This window comes from Prauserella flavalba, assembly GCF_003202235.1.
Classification (GTDB): Bacteria; Actinomycetota; Actinomycetes; order Mycobacteriales; family Pseudonocardiaceae; genus Prauserella_A; species Prauserella_A flavalba.
This window is the reverse complement of sequence record NZ_MASU01000006.1, coordinates 358,923-377,701: the sequence shown is the minus strand read 5'-3', so window position 1 is coordinate 377,701 and position 18,779 is coordinate 358,923. Positions and strand designations below refer to the sequence as shown.

Genomic DNA, 18,779 nt, shown 5'->3' with positions numbered 1-18,779 from the left:
ACCAGTTTAGGCTGGCAACAACTCCGCGATCTCGCTCCACAGCGCCTCGAAGGCCCGCGTGGCCGCGCTCTTCGGCGCGTAGCAGGGTAACGGCGCGCGCCGTACCGCCATCTGTTCGATCACCGCCAGCGCGGGGATCGTCGTCGGGCTGATGCCCGCACGCTGCCGGGGCAGTTCCGCGATGATCTCGCGGTGCAGCGCCTTGCGGCGGTCGGTCATGGAGAAGAACGCGTGCAGCCTGGGCCGGTCGTGGTCGAACGTGTCGACGAACTCCGCGAGCTGGTCGAACGTGCGCAGAGCCAGCACGGTCGGGATGATCGGCACAAGTACGAGATCGGCCGCGTGCAACACGTTCTCCGACACCAGCGAGAGGCTGGGCGGGGTGTCGAGGAACACGACGTCATAGTCGTCCGCCAGCTCGCGCAGCAGTCGCGCCAGCGCGCGGGCGGCCTTGCCCGTTTTGTGCTGCGACCGTGCGAGGTCGAGGTCCATGTTGCGATAGGTGAAGTCGGCGGGCAGCAGGTCGAGACCAGCGAAGTCGGTGCCTTTCAGCGCGGCGCCGACCGGCCGGGCGCCGCCCACGAGCTTCGTGCTACCGCCCTTGACCTTCGGTTTGACGCGGAAGAGGTACGTCGCCGCGCCCTGCGGATCGAGGTCCCAGATGAGCGTGCGCCTGCCCCGTGCCGACGCGAGGTAGGCGAGGTTGACGGCCGCCGTCGTCTTGCCCACCCCGCCTTTCAGGTTGTACGAGGCGATGACCTTCACGGCAGCAGCGCCTCGATGCGCTCGTGGGTTGCGGGACCGAGGAAGCGGTCCAGCGCCTCCGTCAGGTCGTGTCGCGCACGCAGTTGCATTTCGACGAAACGCGCCGACAACTCGCCCATCGCGAGCAGCGTCGCCGCGGGCGGCCGGGTGCTTCCGGCTTGCAGCCGCTCGGCGTAGTCCCGCAGCGAGTGGCTCTGCACCTCGCCGTCCTGGAACGCGCCGAGGATGTCCTGCACCTTCTTGAGGTCCTTGATCACCGCGCGGTGAGCGGCCTGGTCGCACACGGGCTTGACCACTTCGAGGAGGTACCGCAGTTCCTTGCAGCGCTTGCGCAGGTCGTGCACGGCCTCGGCGGGTGACTCCGGCGTGATCGACCGCGCGCGCCGGACGACCTTCTTCACCATGCGCCGAACCCGTTGCCCCGCAAGGGATTCGGCCGACAGTTCCTCTTCGGACCGTTCCCGCTCGATGATCTCGGTGAGCGCCGCCTGCCAGCCTTCGATCAGCCGGGTGAACCGCTGTGAGCGCAAGGCTCGCGCGAGCGTGCGCCGGGCCTTCTCCCGTTCCGACTGGAGGAGTTCACCGAACGGCGCCAGATCGTCCGGTTCTCCGGCGACGAGCATGGCCGCGAGCGCGTCGAATTCCAGCAGGTACACGTCGAGGTCGCGGGTGGGCGTAGTGACGTCGCCGAGCCATTTGAAGCCTGGCGCGTAGCGGGCGACGAGCGGGGGCGGCAGCATGTCGCCGGCGAGCTTGAGCAGTGACCGCGTCCTGCGGACGGCGACGCGCAGGTCGTGCAGGAACTCGGTGTCGATGTCGTCGAGCACCCCGTTCACGTTCACGGCGATCACCCTGGCGAAGCCGTGCAGCGCCGTGGCGACGGCGACGTCGGCGGGCATGCCGCGCGTGATCGCAGGAGCGGCAGCCTCGTCGGGCTTGATGCCCGCAGCGGTCAGCAGGCCGTCGTAGAGGTCACCGTCGGCGTCCGCGAACCCTTCGGCGGTGCGCAACGCCTTGCGCACACGCTTGGCGTCGCGGCCGTAGCCGAGAAGGGGCAGAAGGGAGACGCGCACGAGCGGGGTAGTGGTGACGGGGTCGGTGCCGGTCGCCTCGGCCCAGTCGAGGCGCGCGACGGTTTTGCCCTCGTCGTCGAGCACCGCGACCTCGCGGGTGACGGTGCGGCTGCGCAGCACGGGTCCGACCGCGCGTACCCACATGGCCGGGGCCATGCCGTCGCGGGCCTCGCCGTCGGGCAGTTGTTCGGCGCGGGCCGGCCACTGCGGCGGTTCGGCGAGGCGCGTGGTGCCCGAGACGCCGTCGCCGTCGATCGTCAACGTGCCGGGGCCGGATGCCCGTTCGTGACTGGCCACGAGGCCCTTGCCGCGCAGCCGCCAGTCGACGGTGTCGAGGTAGGTCACCGTACGCACGCGCCGGGGGCCGGCCGACAGTTCGTATCCGCGCGCGGCCACGGGTTCGAGCGCCGCGAGGACGGCCGCGACCTCGCCGCGTGTCGGCTCTCCTTGCCAGTGCAACGACGGCGGGCGCGATTCTTTCGGCACAGCAACGAATCCCAAGGCTCGAGCGGACAGAATTCCGCCGATTATAGTTCACCTGCCCAAAACCCCGGGTTCGTCTGTCGTTCGGCAAGTCGTGCGGCGCCCGCGCCCGAACGCAAGACTCGCGGTCCCGAACGCACGACTCGCGGTCCCGAACGCACGACTCGCGAGCGGGAACGCACGACTCGCGGCGGCGTCAGGCTCGGCGCGGCCGCACGCCCGCGGACTGGGTCGTGCGGCCCCGGGCCTCGCGGGCCTGGGTATCGGCGCTGACGGCGTCCCGGTCACCGGCAGGCAGCGGGTCGCCGGTGGTGGTGTCGACGGCGGTCTGGCGCTCGGACTCGGCGTTGATCTCGGCACCGAGCAGCACGAGGTAGCTGGTGAGGTACAGCCACAGCATCAGCACCACCACACCGGCCAGCGCCCCGTAGGTCTTGTTGTAGTTGCCGAAGAAGCTGATGTAGAGGCTGAAGCCGACGCTCGCGACGATCCACAGGACGGTCGCCAGCCCTGCGCCGGTGCTCGCCCAGCTCCACCGCGGCGCCGCCCGATCGGGCCCGATGCGGTACAGCACCGCCAGCGCCACCGTGAACAGCCCGATCAGCAGCAGCCAGCGCGCCACCTCGCCACCGATGCGGCCGGCGACCCCGAGATCCAGCGCGCTGAACACGGCGGGCACCACGGCCACCAGCGCGAGCGTCAGCAGCGCGAAGATCATCACGCCCAGGGTGAGCACGAGCGCGGTCGCGCGCAGCTTGACGAAGCCGCGTGTCTCCTCCTCGTCGTAGGTCACGTTGACGGCAGTCATCAGGTTGCTCACCCCGCTCGACGCGCTCCACAGGGCGGCGAGCAGCGCGATCACCAGCCCGGTGGTGAGTGCGCCGCCGCCCGCGTTCGCCGCCGCGGTGAGCTGCTCGCCGATCAGCCGGCCCGCCGAGCCCGGCATTGCGTCGGTGATCCGCCGTGTCTGGTCCGCGATCTGCTGCGGATCGGCCACGAGCCCGTAGAGGGTGAGCGCGGCGATCAGCGCGGGGAACAACGCGAGGAACCCGAAGAAGGCGACCCCCGCGGCGAGGATGGAGAGGTTGTCCTCCTTGCCTTCCTTGATTCCCCTGCGCAGCACCTGCCACCAGCCGCGCGCCGGGATCTCACCGGGCCGGTGCGCCCGCTGTCCGTACTCGCCGCCCGTCCTGCTCCGCTTCGCACTCATGCCCTGGGGGTTTCCCCACCCGTCGCCGTCCATTCACGGCTACTCAGCGCGCTTGCGACCTGCCGCACCGTGAGGTCCCCTTGAGGGAAGGGAGTCGCGAGCGGAGGGGGTGCGCATGCCGTTCGAGCCGGGGACCGCGGCCGGTCCAGCGGCACGGTCGGAGCTGGCCGCCGGCGAGGTGCGCTGCCGCGTGCGCTCCATTGGCGCCGACCTGCCGGTCGTGGAGATCCGCGACGCCCACGTCACCGGCGCGCTCGACCTGCGGGCGTGCCGTCTTTCCCGGCTGCTGCGGTTCACCCGCTGCCGGTTCGACGAGCCGCCGGACCTGCGTGACGCGGATCTGCTCGGGCTCGCCTTCGAGGAGTGTTCGCTGCCTGGACTGCGGGCCGGCAACGCGCGCGTGCGCGGCGACATCCGGCTGCTCGGCTGTGAGGTCACCGCGGGCGACGCCGACGACGGGGCCGTGGACCTCACGGACGCGTGGGCGGGCGGCTCGCTGGTGCTCACCGGCAGCCGCCTCCAGCACCCGGACGGCCACGCGCTGCGTGCCGACCGGCTCGCCGTCACCGGTTCGGTTTCGGCGCAGCGGCTGGACGTCGTCGGCGAGGTCGGCCTCGGCGGCCTGCGCACCGGCGGCGACCTCGACGCCTCCGGCGCCCGCATCGGCGGCACGCTGTCGCTGACCGGTGCGCACGTGGGAGGTGACCTGCTCCTGCGCCGCGCCCGGCTCGGCAAGGGCAGCCCGGGCGAGCCCATCGTCGAGGCGTGCAGGCTGCGCGTCGGCGGTGACGTCGACGCGCAGCGGCTCGCCGTGCTCGGTCAGGTGCGCGCCACGGGCGTGTACGTCGCAGGCGAGGTGCGGCTGCCCGGCGCGATCCTCGTCGCCCCCGGGCACGACGTGCTGTCGGCCGCGCGGGGCAGTGTGTCCGGGGACCTTCGGCTCACGTGCGCGCGGATCGCGGGCACGGTGCGGCTGCCGGGGTTCACGGCGGGCGGCGACGTGGACCTGAGCGGTTCGCGGCTCACCGATGCGCCGTACGCGCACTGGTCGCTGGACCTGCGTTCGGCCCGCGTGGGCGGGGACCTGCTCCTCATGGCCCGGGACGACCGGCCGTTCAGCGCCGACAGCGGCGTGACCATCGACGGCGCGGCCGTGAGCAGGCGGACCGATCTCACCGGCGCGATGCTCGACGTCGGCACCGCGCCGTGGGTCGCCTTCGACGCGGGCGGCGGCACGAGCGCCGAGTTCGTCCTGTGGCCCGCCGAGATCCGCACCGGCACCGTCGACCTTCGCCGCGCGCGCTGCAGGCTGCTGAGTGCCGCGCCGACGCTGTGGCACGCCACGGCCGGCATCGGCCTGCTCGACTTCCGGTACGACATGGTCAGCGTGCCGGACACGCTGCGCGGCGACGAGGGCGCCGACCTGCTGCGCCGGGCAATGGCGTTCCACCAGCCGGGTCCTTACGACCAGCTCGCGGCGGCACTGCGCACGAGCGGTGAGGAAACCAGGGCGCGCACGGTGCTGGCCCGCAAGCATCAGTACCGGTACGCCGCGCTGGCGGACGACCTGCTGCTGTTCGGGTTCGTCGTGCGGTTGTGGAGCCGGCTGCAACGCGGGCTCGTCGGCTACGGCTACCGGCCGGGCCGCGCGGTCGCGGCACTGGTGGTGCTGCTCGGGGCGACCGCGGTCGTGCTCGCCGGGGCCGCGCAGGCGCCCGGTCGTCCCGGGCTCGGCGACTGGCCGGGCCTGGTCCTCGGGTGCGCGGCGGTGCTGCTGTCCGCCTCGGTGACCGCGGGTGTCGCCCACCGGCTCGCCGACCGGCGACGCGCGCAGGCCGGCAGGCTGGGTTCGCCCGGACCCGGGCTGCCCCCGCGAACCGGCTCGGGGACACTCGAGGGCGAGCGTGTGATCGAAAGGAGCTGACGAGCGATGACCGACGTCCCCGCAGTGACCCTCAACAACGGTGTCCAGCTGCCGCAGGTCGGCTTCGGGGTCTTCCAGGTGCCCGTCGACGAGACGGCGGCGGCCGTGACGTCCGCGCTGGAGGCCGGCTACCGCAGCATCGACACCGCGGCTGCCTACCGCAACGAGGCGGGCGTCGGAAAGGCCGTGGCCCAGTCGGGTGTCTCCCGTGAGGAGCTGTTCATCACCACGAAGCTGTGGAACAGCGACCAGGGTTACGACGAGACGCTGCGTGCGTTCGACAACAGCTTGCGCGAGCTCGGCATGGAGTACGTGGACCTGTACCTGATCCACTGGCCGGTACCGGAGTTCGACCGCTATGTCGACACGTGGCGCGCGTTCGAGAAGATCTACGCCGAGGGCCGGGCGAAGGCCATCGGCGTGTCGAACTTCCAGCCGCACCACCTCGAGCGGCTCGCGCGCGAGTCCGACGTGGTGCCCGCGGTGAACCAGATCGAGCTGCATCCATACCTCCGGCAGCTCGAGGCGAGCGCGTACGACGCCGAGCACGGCATCGTCACCGAGGCGTGGAGCCCGCTCGCCAAGGGCGGCGAGCTGCTCACCGACCCGGCGGTGACGGCGCTGGCAGAGAAGCACGGCCGCACGAGCGCCCAGATCGTGCTGCGCTGGCACTTCCAGCTCGGCAACGTGATCATCCCGAAGTCGGTCACGCCGTCGCGGATGCGCGAGAACCTCGACCTTTTCGGTTTCTCGCTCGACGACGGTGACCTCGCCGAGCTGGCCAGGCTCGACCGCGGCGAGCGCACGGGCCCCGACCCGGACACCTTCAACGCCCGCTAGCCACGTGCAGTGAAGGCCACCTTCACTGCGTTGGTTGAACGCAGCGGCGCGCAGCGTCTCCGTGTGGGTGGTGGTGGGAGACGGGTGGGCGCAGGCAAGGTGGCCTTCACGGCGGCCGGCCGGGGTGAGGATCAGGCGCGGGCCGGGTCGACGCCGAATTGTTTCGCGATGTCGTCGAGCATGGCGTGGGCGCCCTGGAGGCTCACCGACGTGTACCACGTGTCGTCGTTGACGTCGGCGATCTTGCCCTTCAGCGTGCCCCACAGCGGGTTCGACTGGAACTGCGCCTTCGGGTCGGCCGCCTCCTGGGTCGCGTCGGCGTAGGTGGAGACGTAGACGTTGTCGGCGTCGAGCTGGCCGATGTTCTCCTGGCTGAGGTCGGTTGCGATCTGTCCTTCCGCGTCGGGCTGGCCCTTCGGCCGCGCGAGGCCGACGTCCGACATCACGATGCCGGGGAACGACTCGCTGCCATAGAGCCGCACGGTCGGCTCGCCCTCGATGAACCGCACCAGTGAGTACGTCGGGGTGCGGCCGAGCTTGGCCTTGATGGCGTCGCCGATCTGCTTCGCCCGCTCCTCGTACGCGCCGATCTTCTGCTCGGCGAGCGCCTCCTTGCCGAGCGCCTTGGCCAGCAGGCGGATGTTGTCCTTCCAGGTGGCGCCCGTGGTCTCACTGAAGACCGTGGGGGCCACATTGGACAGTTCGTTGTAGATCTCCTCGTGCCGGATCTTGGCGGAGACGATGAGATCCGGCGCGATGTCGTAGAGCTGCTCGACGTCGGGGCTCGAGAGCTCACCGATCATCTTCGCGTCCTTGCCGTACTGAGCGTCGTCACCGAGATAGTCCGGCAGCGCGTCGTAGGACGGGTACTTGGTGTACGCGACGACCTTGGTCTCCAGTGCGAGCGCGGCGTCGACGTAGCTGGAGTCGAGCGCCGCGACCGTCTGCGGCCGGCTCTCGAGCGTCGCCTCACCCATCGCGTGCTGGACGGTGCGCGGGAAACCGCCCTGCTCGGCGGATTGCCCGCTCTGTTCGGAGGGCTCCTCGTTGCTGGGTGAGCACGCCGTCAGCGCGAGGCAGGCGGCGGCGCCGGCGACGAAGGCGGCGCGCCACGGTCGGGACAGGCGAATCATCGGACACCTTTCACGTTCGGTTAGGCTCTCCTAACGGCCACTGGACCTTAAACGACCGGGGCGCCAGGCAAAAGACTTCGTAATGCGGATGACAAGGAGCCGGCATGGCAACGCCCCTCGCGACACGGCCCGCCACCGTGCGCGACGGCGGTGGTCGTACGCGCGGGCGCCGGATCGCCGGACTGGCCGTGCTCGTGGGGCTGCTCGCCGTGATGTCCGCGCTCAGCATCGTCTTCGGGGCGCACCCCGTGCCGCTCGACGCGGTGTGGCACGCGCTGACCGGTCCAACCGGGACCGAGGACGACATCATCGTCCGGTCCCTGCGCGGCCCGCGCACGGTGATCGGCATCCTCGCCGGGGTCGCGCTCGGCGTTGGCGGAGCGCTCATGCAGGGCCACACGCGCAACCCGATCGCCGACCCCGGCCTGCTGGGCGTCAACCAGGGCGCGGCGTTCGCGATCGTGCTCGCCGTGGTGGTGTTCGGGATCCAGGGAATCCACGGCCTCATCTGGTTCGGTTTCGCGGGCGCGTTGCTCGCCGCGGTGGTGGTGTTCCTGCTGGGCGCGGTCGGCGGGCGCGGCTCGACGCCGGTGACGCTCGCGCTGGCCGGCGCCGCGGTGAGCGCCTTGCTCTACGGCCTCATCTCGGCGATCGTGCTCGGCGACCGGCAGGGCATGGAGACGTACCGGTTCTGGCACGTCGGCTCGATCGCGGGCCGGGACTTCGCCGTGGCAGGCCAGATCGCTCCGTTCCTGGTGGTGGGCGTGTTGCTCGCACTCGCCAACACTCCGGGGCTCAACGCGCTCTCGCTGGGTGACGACGTCGCGACGGCGCTGGGCCGCGACATCCGCCGCACGCGGGTCGTCGGCGTCCTCGCCATCACCCTGCTGGTGGGCGCGGCCGTGTCGGCGTGCGGGCCGATCGCGTTCGTGGGGCTGATCGTGCCGCACGTGGCCAGGGCGATCACCGGCCCCGACTACCGCTGGCTCGTGCCGTTCGCGGGCCTCATCGGGGCGATCCTCGTGCTCGCCGCCGACGTCCTCGGACGGGTCCTCACGGGCGACAGCCTCGAGGTGGGCATCATGCTCGCGATCGTGGGGGCGCCGATGTTCATCGCGCTGGTGCGGAGGAAAGGCCTGACACGACTGTGAAAACCGTTCATGATCTCGCGGCGGTGCCCGGCCGCAAAGTGCTGCGGCTGGGCCCGCTCGCCTGGACGTTCCGGCCGAGGATCGTGCTCGTGCCGGTGGTCGGCGCCGCGCTGCTGGTCCTGGTCGCGGCGCTCAACATCGGCAAGGGCAGCTCGCACATCGAGGTCCTCGACGTCCTGCGCACGTTGCTCGGCGGCGGCGACCGGCGCGAGAACGGGATCATCTTCGACCTGCGCCTCCCGCGCACGCTCGCCGGTGTGCTCGTGGGCGGGGCGTTCGGGCTCGCGGGCGCGATCTTCCAGACGATCGCGCGCAACCCGCTGGCCAGCCCAGACATCCTCGGCGTCACCTGGGGCGCGGCCGTCGGCGCGGTCGCGCTGATCGTCGCGGGCGGAACCCGGGGGCAGGTCAGCGGCGTGGTGGCCGAGCTGGGCGTACCGCTCGCAGCCCTCGGGGCGGGGCTGGTGGCCGGGTTGCTGTTGTACGCGCTGTCGTGGCGGCGCGGCATCGACGGGCACCGCATGGTGCTCGTCGGCATCGGTCTGTCGGCGATCGGCTACAACGCCGTGTACTGGCTGCTCACGGTCGGCGACGTCGATGACGCGACGCGCGCGACGACATGGCTCGTCGGCAACCTCGCCGACGTCGGCTGGGAGTCCATCGGGCCCGTCGCGATCGCACTCGCCGTGCTCGTCCCGGCGACGCTCGTCTGCGCGCACACGATGGGCGGCCTGCAGTTCGGCGACGACACCGCGCGCGGGCTCGGCATCCGTGTCGACGCCGCGCGGGGCACGCTGCTGCTGCTCGCCGCCGGGCTTGCCGCCGTGGCGACCGCCGCGGCAGGCCCGATCACGTTCGTCGCGCTCGCTGCGCCCCAGATCGCGCTGCGGCTCGCCCGCACGCCGCGGCCGCCGCTCGCCGGCGCGATGGTGCTGGGCGCGCTGCTCACCGTCGGCGCCGACCTCGCGCTGCGGACGTTCGCCCCCGATCTGCCCGTCGGCGTGCTGACCTCGGTGCTCGGCGCGCCCTACCTGATCTACCTGTTCGTCCGCTCTCGCAAGGGGGTTCGCGCGTGACCGAGGTACGGCTACGGGCCGAGGGGGTGCGGCTCGGCTACGGCGACCGCGTGGTGGTCGACGAGCTCGACCTCGACGTGGTCGACGGCTCCATCACGGTGATCATCGGCCCCAACGGCTGCGGCAAGTCCACGCTGCTGCGTGCGCTGGGCCGGCTGCTGGCGCCGCGCTCGGGTGCCGTGCTGCTCGACGGCAAGCGCATCGACCGGCTGCCGACGCGGGAGGTCGCGACGGTCGTGGGCCTGCTGCCGCAGACGCCGAGCGCACCGGAGGGGCTCACCGTCGCCGACCTGGTGTCGCGAGGACGCCAACCGCACCAGCGGTGGTACCGCCAGTGGTCGGCCGGCGACGAGGAGGCCGTGTCGCGCGCGCTGTCGCTGACCGGGATGGACGTCCACGCCGAGCGGGTGGTCGACGAGCTGTCGGGTGGACAGCGGCAGCGCGCGTGGATCTCCATGACGCTCGCGCAGGACACGTCCCTGCTCCTGCTCGACGAGCCGATCACCTACCTCGACCTGGCCCACCAGGTGGACGTGCTCGACCTCGTGCACCGGTTGCACACCGAGCGCGGCACCACGGTCGTGATGGTGCTGCACGACCTCAACCTCGCGGCGCGTTACGCCGACACGCTCGTGGCCATGCGCGAGGGGCGGGTCGTCGCGCAGGGCCCGCCCTCGGAGGTGCTGTCCGAGCAGCTGCTGTCGGATGTGTTCGACCTCGACGCGAAGGTGCTGCCCGACCCGGTCGCGGGCACCCCGCTCGTGGTGCCGGTGAGCGCCCACCTGCGTCCCGGGCAGGGCTGAGCCGGGCCTGAGGTACGAACACCCTGCCTCCGCGGTGAAGGCCACCTTCACTGCGGCCGGGATGGGTGGATCAGCGGCCGCGGGCGCTGTCGTTGACCAGCCATTCGGCGGCGTCGCGGAGCTTGATGTTGGTGTGCTGGGAGGCCTGGACGAGCAGTTCGAACGCGCGGTCGGGGCCGACGCCGTGGCGCTGCATGAGGATGCCCTTGGCCATGCCGATGACGTCGCGGGTGCGCAGGGCGTCCTGCAGCTGTTCGAGTCCGCGCGACCCCGCGAGCGCGATCGCGGCGTGTGCGGCGAACAGCTCCCCGATGCGCTCGCATTCGGCGTCGAAGGCGTCCGGCACCGACGAGTACAGGTTCAGCGCTCCGAGCACGGTCTTGCTGGTGAACAGGCGGAAACACAGCATCGACCGGATCCCGCCGCCCTTAGCACGCTCGCCGAACCTCGGCCACCGGTCGTCCAGCGCGAGGTCGCCGGTGCGGTAGACCGGGTCGTCGAAGATGGCGTCGACGCACGGGCCCTCGCGCAGCTCGTGCTGCCACTGGTCGAGCTTGGCGACCAGGTCGTTCGACGGCGCGACCGAACGTATCTCCCCGCGTTCCACGAAGGAGATCCCGGCGTGCTCCACGCCGGGCACGGTCAGCGCCGTGGCCGCCACGATCTGCTCGACGGTGCGCTCGACGTCGGGTTCCGGTTCGAGCGAGCGAGCGATCTTGCTCAGAACGCCGGCCAGCCCTTCCGGTTCTCCCGGGCCCGCCGCGTGCGTCAGCTCGTCGGTCATTCCGCCAGCATCACACACCCCCACCCGGAACGCCGCAGACCGCGAGCGCGGCCACGTGCGCCTCGGGTTCACCGAAGAGCTGCGCGCTGCCGTGGGCCCGCCGGAAGTACAGGTGCGCGTCGTGCTCCCAGGTGATGGCGATGCCGCCGTGGAGCTGGATCATCTCGGCGGCGATGTGCCGCAGTGCCTCCGCGCACACGATCTTCGCGACCGCGGCGTCGAGCGGCAGCTCCGGGGTGTCGCCGACAGCGGAGCGCAGCGCCGCGTGCACGGCGGAGCGTGCCTGCTCGAGCCGGACGAACGCGTCCGCCATGCGGTGCTTGAGCGCCTGGAAAGCGCCGATGGGCCTGCCGAACTGGTGTCGTTGCAGGCTGTATTCGACGGTGGCCTCCAGCGCCCGCTCGGCCGCCCCGGTCTGTTCCGCGGCGAGCGCGACGAGCGCGACGTCCCGGACGTGTCGCAGGCACGGCGTGTAGTCACCCCGGTCGAGGCGGCGCGCGGGCACCCCGGCAAGGTCCACGATCGCGAGCCTGCGGGCGGGGTCGAGCGAAGGGGTGTGCTCGCGCCGCACGCCGGCGGCGGTGGCGTCCACCTCGAACAGACCGGTCCCCCCGGTGGTGCGGGCGGCCACGAGCAGCACATCGGCGAGATCGCCGTCGAGCACGTAGCACGCCGTTCCGGTCAGGGTGGAGCCGTCGGCCTTCACGGCGGGCCGCTCCGGGGACCAGCCGCCGTCGGGTCCGCTCCACGCGAGCGTGGCGACGCGGGTGCCCTCGGCGATGCCGGGGAGCAGCCGCGCGCACGCGTCGGTGTCACCCGTCGCGAGCAGCGCCTGCGCCGCCACGACCGCGGAGCCGAGCAGCGGGCACGGGGTCAGCGTGCGGCCAAGCTCGTGGAGCACGACGCACAGTTCGGCGAGCGTGGCGCCCGCGCCCCCGTAGCGTTCGGGCACGGCCAGGGCGGCGACGCCGATCTGCCCGGTCAGGATCGACCACAGCTCGTGGTCGTAGCCGAGCGGGGTCTCGACGGCCGTCCTCGGTTCGGAGCGTTTGGCGAGCAGGCCGCGCACGGCCTGACGTAGCGCGGTCGTCTCATCCATCGCGCCCGCCCAGCACCCGCGCGCGATGCCAGGCCGCGCCGCCCCACGCCCCGGTCAGCGCCCTCACTCTGGTGAGCCACAGTCCCAGGTCGTGCTCGGCGGTGTAGCCGATGGCGCCGTGCACCTGCAATGCCGTGCGAGCGGCGAGGTAGGCGGCCTCGCCGGCCGCGACCTTGGCTGCGGAGACGTCGCGCGCGGTCATCGTGACCGCGGCACCGTGCGCGAGGGGGCGCGCGAGCTCCAGTCGCGTCGCCACGTCGGCGAGCAGGTGCTTCACGGCCTGGAACGAGCCGATGGCCCGGCCGTACTGTTCGCGCTGTTTCGCGTACGCGCTCGCCTGCCCCAGCAGCCACCGCCCGGCACCGGTCAGCTGAGCGGACACGGCGAGCACGCCCAGCTCGAATGCCTCCGCCGGTGCGGTGCCGAGCACCTCGCCCGCTCGCACCGGGAACAGTCGCCGGGCGGCGTCGAGCGATCGCACCGGCTCCCCGTCGGCTCCGGTCCGCTCGACGGCGCCGTCGTGCACACGCAGTACGAGCCCGGCGACGTCCGCGTCGAGGGCGTACGGCACGAGCGGGGGCTGCGCGACGGTGGCGAGCAGTTCACCGGAGGCGAGCGCGGGCAGCGACTCCCGCGGCGCGAGGCTCGGCGCCACCGCGACCGACTCGGCGAGCGGTCCCGGCACCGCGTGGTAGCCGAGCACCTCGAACGCCACCACCAGGTCGGTGGCCGAGCCGCCGAGGCCGCCGTCGCGCTCGGGAACGAGCAGGGCGGGTAGCCCGAGGTCGGCGAGGTCGCGCCAGATCTTGAGGCCGGGTTCGTGCCTGCCGTCGCCCCAGGCGCGGACGGTGGCGGGGGTGTCGGCTCCGGCCAGCAGATCGTGCAGGCTCGCGGCGAACTGCCGCTGCTCGGCGGTGGGGGCAAACCTCATCGTGCCTCCCTGGGCAGGCCGAGCAGGCGTTCGGCGATCGTGTTGCGCTGGATCTGGTCGGTGCCGCCGTAGATGGGCCCGGCGAGGGAGAACAGGTAGCCGTCGGTCCACGGGCCGGTGAGCTCGCCCTCGGGACCGAGCAGGTCGAGCGCGGTCTCGTGCAGCGCGACGTCGAGGTGCGACCAGAACAGTTTGTTGACACTGGACTCGGGGCCGAGGCCGCCGCCCTCGGCGAGCCTGGTCACCGTGGCGTAGGTGTAGAGCTGGTAGGCGCGCGCGCCGATCCACGCGTCGGCAACGCGGTCCGTGAACTGCGCCGGCTCACCCCGCTCCCGCCACAGTGCCGCGAGCCGGTCCGCGGCGGCGAGGAACCGGCCGGGGCTGCGCAGCGAGAGGCCGCGCTCGTTGTTCGCGGTGGTCATCGCCACGCGCCAGCCCTCGCCGGCCTCGCCGATCACGTCGGCGTCGGGCACGAACACGTTGTCCAGGAAGATCTCGGCGAACCCAGGCTCGCCGTCGAGCTGCGGGATCGGCCGCACCGTCACGCCCTCGGCCCGCAGATCGAGCATCAGGTAGGTGAGCCCGCGATGGCGCCGCGACTCCGGGTCGGTGCGGAACAGCCCGAAGGCGCGGTCGGCGAACGCGGCCCGCGAGCTCCACGTCTTCGCACCCGAGGCCAGCCAGCCGCCGTCGGTGCGCACGGCCCGGCTGCGCAGCGCGGCGAGGTCGCTGCCCGCCTCGGGTTCGGACCACGCCTGCGCCCACACCTGCTCACCGCGGGCCATCGGCGGCAGGATCCGCTCGCGTTGCTCGGGCGTGCCGTGGGCGAACAGCGTCGGGGCGAGCATGAAGATCCCGTTCTGCCCGACCCGGCCGGGCGCACCCGCCGCGTAGTACTCCTCCTCGAACAACAGCCACTGCAGCAGCGACGCGTCGCGGCCTCCGTACTCGCGCGGCCAGGACACCACGGACAGGCGCGCGTCGGCGAGCGTCGCCTCCCACTCACGGTGCGCCTGGAAGCCCACGGCGGTGTCCATCGAGGGCAGCGCGGGTCTGGGCACGTGCTCGGCCAGCCATGCGCGCACCTCGTCGCGGAAGGCCGCCGACGCCTCGTCGATGTCGAGGTCCACTAGCGGGCCCCGTTCCCGTCCCGCATCGACCGGGCGGTCTGCCCGCCGAGCGAGTCGGTGGAGGTCTCGGCGTTGTGGGCGTGGGCGAAGTGGTGCAGGCCGAACACGGAGTCCATGCCGGACCGCAGGCCCATCAGGTCCTCGGCCTGGTTCACCGCCTTCTTCGCGAGGGCCAGCCCGAACGAGGGCATCGCGGCGATCTTCCCGGCCAGCTCCAGCGTGCGCTGCTCAAGCTCCGCCCGCGGCACGACCATGCTCACCATGCCCCACTCCCTGGCCTGGTGAACGTCGAAGCGTTCGCCGGTGAACAACACTTCCTTGGCCGCCCTCGGCCCCAGCACCCACGGGTGCGCGAAGTACTCGACGCCAGGAATGCCCATCCGCACCACGGGATCGGCGAAGAACGCGTCGTCGGCGGCCACGATCAGATCACACACCCACGCCAGCATCAGCCCACCCGCGATGCACGCGCCCTGCACCGACGCGATCATCGGCTTCGGGATCTCCCGCCACCGCCGGCACATCCCCAGATACACCTCGGACTCGCGGGCGAACCTCCGGTCACCGCCCTCCCGGGTGGTGTGGTCCCACCACATCACGGCCCTGCGGTCGAAGGACTCGTCGGCGTCCCGGCCGGGAGAGCCGATGTCGTGGCCCGCCGAGAAGTGCTTGCCCTCCCCCGCCAGCACGATCACGCGCACCTCCGGATCGTCCACCGCCCGCGTGAACGCGTCGTCCAGCGCGTAGGTCATCGCCGAGTTCTGCGCGTTGCGGTACTCCGGCCGGTTCATCGTCACCAGCGCCACCCCGTCGCGGCACTCGTAGCGGACCACGTCCGTCATGCGTCCTCCTTACCCAGCAGGCGTTTCAGCACCTTGCCCGAGGCGTTGCGCGGCAGCTCGGGTACGAACTCGACCGAGCGGGGCCGCTTGTAGTTGGCGAGCCGTTCGCGGCAGAACGCGTGCACGTCGTCCTCGGAGAGCTGCCCGCCGGAGACGACGAACGCCTTGCCGACCTCGCCGAGCCGCCCGTCCGGCACGCCGACGACGGCGACGTCCTCGACGCCGTCGAGCCGCCGGAGTGCCTGTTCGACCTCGGCCGGGTAGACGTTGAAGCCGCCGCAGATGTACATGTCCTTGAGCCGGTCGGTGATCGTGAGGTTTCCGTTGGCGTCGAGCGCGCCGACGTCGCCGGTGTGCAGCCAGCCGTCGGCGTCGATCGCCGTAGCCGTGGCCCCGGGGTCGTCGAGGTAGCCGAGCATGACGTTCGGGCCGCGCAGCAGGATCTCGCCGGATCCGGCGATCGCGACCTCGAACCCCGCGGTGGCGCGGCCCGACGTGCGCGAGACGGTCTCCGGGTCGTCGCCGGGACGGCACATCGTGGCCACCACTGCCTCGGTGAGCCCGTACGCGGTGAGCACGGTGCGGAAGCCGAGCTCGTCGCGCATGCGCTCGACGAGTGTCACCGGAACCGGGGCGGCTCCGGTCACGGCGAGCCGCAGCGACGAGAGGTCCCGGCCGGGCGCTTCGGGCAGCAGGCTCTGGAAGATCGCGGGCGCTCCTGGCAGCACCGACACCCGTTCGGCCTCGACGAGGTCGAGCAGCGACCGGGTGTCGAAGACGGCCTGCGGGAGCAGCGTCGCGCCGGTGAGCAGGCTGACCAGGATCCCGGCCTTGTAGCCGAAGCTGTGGAAGAAGGGGTTCACCACGAGGTAGCGGTCGGTTTCGGTCACCTCTCCGCACTCGGCCCAGGCCTGTGCCACGGCGAGTGCCTGCCGGTGCGCCGACTGCACGCCCTTGCTCCGGCCCGTGGTGCCCGAGGTGAAGAGGATGTCGCTCACGTCGTCCGGCGACACCGCGTCGGCGCGCGCCTCGACCTCGGTGAGCGGTACGCGCTGGGCGACGCCGGGCAGGTCGGGCCAGTCGAGCACGCCCTCGGCGGGGGCGAGCGGACCGGGCACCGGGATGCGGATGACCGTGCCCAGCTCGGGCAGGCCCGCCTCGCCTGCGGCCTCGTGGATGCCGGCGAGCCGGTCGGTGCCGAGGAAGTCGCCCGCAACCACGAGCGCGCGGGCGCGACTGCGGCGCAGCAGGTCGACCGTCTCGGCCCCGGTGAACCGGGTGTTGACGGGCACGAGCGTCGCGCCCGCGTAGTGAGCGCCGAGCGCCGCCACGACCCAGTGGTGGGTGTTCGGCGAGTTGATCGCCACGCGGTCGCCCGGCCGGACGCCGCCCGCGGCGAACACGCGAGCCAGCATTTGAACATGTTCTAGAAGTTCGGCGAACGTCAAGCGCACGTCGCCGTCCACCACAGCCTCACGGGAACCGAACCGCTCCGCCGCAGCCCTGACCGCGCCGGGGATCGACCGCGCGATGTGCGTCTCTGCCATCTCGCTCCCTCACTGGACGCGAAATCTAGAACGTGTTCTCATTATGCCAGTGAACCGTAGCAGGAGGTGAGGGTGAAGGACCACGAGCTGTTCCGCCGCGAGGTGGCGGACTGGCTGGCCGAGAACCTCACCGGCGAGTTCGCCGCGCTGCGCGGGCTCGGCGGTCCCGGCCGCGAGCACGAGGCGTTCGACCTGCGCCTGGCCTGGGAGCGGCACCTCGCCGCGTCGGGCTGGACCTGCGTCGGCTGGCCGCGCGAGTTCGGCGGACGGGGGCTGAGCCTGGCGGAGCAGGTGATCTTCCACGAGGAGTACGCGGCGTCCGGCGCGCCCGCACGTGTCGGCCACCTCGGCGAACAGCTGCTCGGCCCCACGCTCATCGCGCACGGCACACCCGAGCAGCGGCAGCGGTTCCTGCCGAGGATCGTGGCCGTCGAGGAGTTGTGGTGCCAGGGCTACTCCGAGCCGGGAGCGGGCTCGGATCTGGCGGCAGTGTCGACATCGGCGCGGCTCGAGGGTGACCAGTGGGTGGTGACCGGGCAGAAGATCTGGACCTCGCTCGCCCACGTCGCCGACTGGTGCTTCGTGCTCGCGCGCACCGAACCCGGTTCACGGCGGCACTCCGGGCTGTCGTACCTGCTCGTGCCGCTGCGGCAGGACGGCGTCACCGTGCGGCCGATCCGGCAGCTCACCGGAACCTCGGAGTTCAACGAGGTGTTCTTCGACGGCGCGCGCACGCCCGCGTCGATGGTGGTGGGCGAGCCCGGCGACGGCTGGCGCGTGGCGATGGCGACGCTGGGCTTCGAGCGCGGCGTGTCCACCCTCGGCCAGCAGATCGGCTTCCGGCGCGAGCTGGAGGGCGTGATCGAGCAGGCCAGGCGCACGGGCACGATCGACGACCCCGTGCTGCGAACGGAGCTCACGCGCGCGTGGATCGGTCTGCGCGTGCTGCGTGCCCACGCGCTGCGCACGCTCGGCGAGGACGCGGGGCCCGAGGTCGCAGTGGGCAAGCTGCTGTGGGCCCAGTGGCACCGCCGCCTCGGCGAACTGGGCATGCGCGCGCGGGGCGCGCGGTCGCTCGTCCACGACGGTGAGCCCGACGAGTGGCAACGACTGTTCCTGTTCTCCCGCGCCGACACCATCTACGGCGGCTCCGACGAGATCGAGCGCAACATCATCGCCGAGCGCGTGCTCGGCCTGCCGAAGGAGGCACGCGCGTGATGCCCGAGTACCCACCGGGGCGGGACCTGCTGGCGGGCAAGGTCGTGGTGGTCACGGCCGCCGCCGGCACCGGCATCGGCTCCGCCGTCGCGCGCCGCGCGCTCGAGGAGGGCGCCTCCGTGGTCGTCAGCGATCGGCACGAACGGCGGCTCGCCGCCACGGCCGCCGAGCTGGCCGAGCTCGGCAAGGTACACGCGATCCCCTGCGACGTCACCGACGAAACGCAGGTACAGGCGCTCATCGACGGCGCGTCCGGCCACTTCGGACGGATCGACGTGCTCGTCAACAACGCCGGCCTCGGCGGCACGAAGTCCATTCTGGACATGACCGACGACGAGTGGTCACGGGTGCTGGACGTGACGCTGGGCGGGACGTTCCGCTGCACCCGAGCCGCGCTGCGCCGGTTCGTCGAGCAGGGCGGCGGTGGCGTGATCGTCAACAACGCGTCGGTGGTGGGCTGGCGGGCGCAAGCCGGGCAGGCGCACTACGCGGCGGCGAAGGCGGGTGTCATGGCGCTCACGCGTTGCGCCGCGATCGACGCCGCGGAGCACGGGATCCGCGTCAACGCCGTCGCCCCGAGCCTCGCCATGCACCCCTTCCTCGCCAAGGTCACCAGCGACGAGCTGCTCGAGCGCCTGGAGCGGCGCGAGGCGTTCGGGCGGGCCGCCCAACCGTGGGAGGTCGCCAACGTCATGGTTTTCCTCGCCAGCGACTACGCCAGCTACCTCACCGGCGAGACCGTCTCCGTGTCCAGCCAGCATCCCTAGGAG

General features: G+C 72.1%; 17 protein-coding genes. 7 read left to right on the top strand and 10 right to left on the bottom strand.

Features of this window, described 5'->3' with window-relative positions:
* Positions 1–6 precede the first annotated feature (6 nt).
* From BA062_RS17845 to BA062_RS17835, 3 genes are all read right to left on the bottom strand, one after another.
* Positions 7–765: a ParA family protein gene (locus tag BA062_RS17845; protein WP_110338046.1), complete on the bottom strand. Its 759-nt coding sequence runs from the start codon at positions 763–765 to the stop codon at positions 7–9.
* A complete protein-coding gene (locus BA062_RS17840) occupies positions 762–2,324 on the bottom strand; it encodes a CHAD domain-containing protein (protein ID WP_110338044.1) in 1,563 nt (520 codons plus the stop codon). Before BA062_RS17840 ends, BA062_RS17845 begins: the two co-directional genes overlap by 4 nt.
* Before the next feature lie 193 nt (positions 2,325–2,517).
* Positions 2,518–3,531 (bottom strand): YihY/virulence factor BrkB family protein, encoded by a 1,014-nt coding sequence (locus tag BA062_RS17835; protein WP_110338042.1) that lies wholly within the window; start codon positions 3,529–3,531, stop codon positions 2,518–2,520.
* A gap of 115 nt (positions 3,532–3,646) precedes the next feature.
* Here BA062_RS17835 and BA062_RS17830 point away from each other — a divergent pair, with 115 nt between their 5' ends.
* Both BA062_RS17830 and BA062_RS17825 read left to right on the top strand, forming a co-directional pair.
* Positions 3,647–5,455: a pentapeptide repeat-containing protein gene (locus BA062_RS17830; RefSeq protein WP_110338040.1), complete on the top strand. Its 1,809-nt coding sequence runs from the start codon at positions 3,647–3,649 to the stop codon at positions 5,453–5,455.
* Positions 5,456–5,461: 6 nt separating this feature from the next.
* Positions 5,462–6,295 carry an aldo/keto reductase gene (locus BA062_RS17825; RefSeq protein WP_110338038.1) on the top strand — a complete coding sequence of 278 codons (834 nt, stop codon included), beginning with the start codon at positions 5,462–5,464 and terminating at the stop codon, positions 6,293–6,295.
* 131 nt (positions 6,296–6,426) lie between these two features.
* Here BA062_RS17825 and BA062_RS17820 read toward each other — a convergent pair whose 3' ends face one another.
* Positions 6,427–7,428, bottom strand: coding sequence for an ABC transporter substrate-binding protein (locus tag BA062_RS17820; protein WP_110338036.1), 1,002 nt, complete (start codon positions 7,426–7,428; stop codon positions 6,427–6,429).
* Between the two features lie 104 nt (positions 7,429–7,532).
* Here BA062_RS17820 and BA062_RS17815 point away from each other — a divergent pair, with 104 nt between their 5' ends.
* From BA062_RS17815 to BA062_RS17805, 3 genes are read left to right on the top strand one after another with little or no spacing between them, the layout of a single operon-like run.
* Positions 7,533–8,579 (top strand): FecCD family ABC transporter permease, encoded by a 1,047-nt coding sequence (locus BA062_RS17815; RefSeq protein ID WP_110338034.1) that lies wholly within the window; start codon positions 7,533–7,535, stop codon positions 8,577–8,579.
* Positions 8,580–8,602: 23 nt separating this feature from the next.
* Positions 8,603–9,655, top strand: coding sequence for a FecCD family ABC transporter permease (locus tag BA062_RS17810; protein ID WP_245959872.1), 1,053 nt, complete (start codon positions 8,603–8,605; stop codon positions 9,653–9,655).
* Positions 9,652–10,458: an ABC transporter ATP-binding protein gene (locus BA062_RS17805; protein ID WP_110338030.1), complete on the top strand. Its 807-nt coding sequence runs from the start codon at positions 9,652–9,654 to the stop codon at positions 10,456–10,458. Before BA062_RS17810 ends, BA062_RS17805 begins: the two co-directional genes overlap by 4 nt.
* Before the next feature lie 70 nt (positions 10,459–10,528).
* Here BA062_RS17805 and BA062_RS17800 read toward each other — a convergent pair whose 3' ends face one another.
* Genes BA062_RS17800 through BA062_RS17775 form a run of 6 tightly spaced genes read right to left on the bottom strand, consistent with a single transcriptional unit; the run spans position 10,529 to position 16,791 of the window.
* Positions 10,529–11,242: a GAF and ANTAR domain-containing protein gene (locus BA062_RS17800; protein WP_110338028.1), complete on the bottom strand. Its 714-nt coding sequence runs from the start codon at positions 11,240–11,242 to the stop codon at positions 10,529–10,531.
* A 10-nt stretch (positions 11,243–11,252) separates the two neighbouring features.
* Positions 11,253–12,341 carry an acyl-CoA dehydrogenase family protein gene (locus BA062_RS17795; RefSeq protein ID WP_110338026.1) on the bottom strand — a complete coding sequence of 363 codons (1,089 nt, stop codon included), beginning with the start codon at positions 12,339–12,341 and terminating at the stop codon, positions 11,253–11,255.
* Positions 12,334–13,272, bottom strand: a complete 939-nt coding sequence (locus BA062_RS17790) for an acyl-CoA dehydrogenase family protein (protein ID WP_110338024.1) — start codon at positions 13,270–13,272, stop codon at positions 12,334–12,336. The genes BA062_RS17795 and BA062_RS17790 overlap by 8 nt, the downstream gene beginning before the upstream one ends.
* Entirely contained in the window at positions 13,269–14,402 is a 1,134-nt protein-coding gene (locus tag BA062_RS17785; protein ID WP_110338022.1) for an acyl-CoA dehydrogenase family protein, read from the bottom strand. Before BA062_RS17785 ends, BA062_RS17790 begins: the two co-directional genes overlap by 4 nt.
* A complete protein-coding gene (locus BA062_RS17780; protein WP_110338020.1) occupies positions 14,402–15,244 on the bottom strand; it encodes an enoyl-CoA hydratase in 843 nt (280 codons plus the stop codon). Before BA062_RS17780 ends, BA062_RS17785 begins: the two co-directional genes overlap by 1 nt.
* A complete protein-coding gene (locus tag BA062_RS17775; RefSeq protein WP_110338018.1) occupies positions 15,241–16,791 on the bottom strand; it encodes a FadD3 family acyl-CoA ligase in 1,551 nt (516 codons plus the stop codon). Before BA062_RS17775 ends, BA062_RS17780 begins: the two co-directional genes overlap by 4 nt.
* Before the next feature lie 72 nt (positions 16,792–16,863).
* Here BA062_RS17775 and BA062_RS17770 point away from each other — a divergent pair, with 72 nt between their 5' ends.
* Both BA062_RS17770 and BA062_RS17765 read left to right on the top strand, forming a co-directional pair.
* On the top strand, positions 16,864–18,009 hold the full coding sequence (locus BA062_RS17770) for an acyl-CoA dehydrogenase family protein (RefSeq protein ID WP_168214004.1): 1,146 nt from the start codon (positions 16,864–16,866) through the stop codon (positions 18,007–18,009).
* Positions 18,009–18,776, top strand: a complete 768-nt coding sequence (locus tag BA062_RS17765) for an SDR family oxidoreductase (protein ID WP_168214003.1) — start codon at positions 18,009–18,011, stop codon at positions 18,774–18,776. Before BA062_RS17770 ends, BA062_RS17765 begins: the two co-directional genes overlap by 1 nt.
* Positions 18,777–18,779 lie beyond the last annotated feature (3 nt).

Coding starts and splice junctions, on each gene's coding strand:
- BA062_RS17835 (WP_110338042.1), bottom strand. CDS start 3,531: ATGAGTGCGAAGCGGAGCAGGACGGGCGGCGAGTACGGACAGCGGGCG.
- BA062_RS17830 (WP_110338040.1), top strand. CDS start 3,647: ATGCCGTTCGAGCCGGGGACCGCGGCCGGTCCAGCGGCACGGTCGGAG.
- BA062_RS17825 (WP_110338038.1), top strand. CDS start 5,462: ATGACCGACGTCCCCGCAGTGACCCTCAACAACGGTGTCCAGCTGCCG.
- BA062_RS17820 (WP_110338036.1), bottom strand. CDS start 7,428: ATGATTCGCCTGTCCCGACCGTGGCGCGCCGCCTTCGTCGCCGGCGCC.
- BA062_RS17815 (WP_110338034.1), top strand. CDS start 7,533: ATGGCAACGCCCCTCGCGACACGGCCCGCCACCGTGCGCGACGGCGGT.
- BA062_RS17800 (WP_110338028.1), bottom strand. CDS start 11,242: ATGACCGACGAGCTGACGCACGCGGCGGGCCCGGGAGAACCGGAAGGG.
- BA062_RS17795 (WP_110338026.1), bottom strand. CDS start 12,341: ATGGATGAGACGACCGCGCTACGTCAGGCCGTGCGCGGCCTGCTCGCC.
- BA062_RS17790 (WP_110338024.1), bottom strand. CDS start 13,272: ATGAGGTTTGCCCCCACCGCCGAGCAGCGGCAGTTCGCCGCGAGCCTG.
- BA062_RS17780 (WP_110338020.1), bottom strand. CDS start 15,244: ATGACGGACGTGGTCCGCTACGAGTGCCGCGACGGGGTGGCGCTGGTG.
- BA062_RS17775 (WP_110338018.1), bottom strand. CDS start 16,791: ATGGCAGAGACGCACATCGCGCGGTCGATCCCCGGCGCGGTCAGGGCT.
- BA062_RS17765 (WP_168214003.1), top strand. CDS start 18,009: ATGCCCGAGTACCCACCGGGGCGGGACCTGCTGGCGGGCAAGGTCGTG.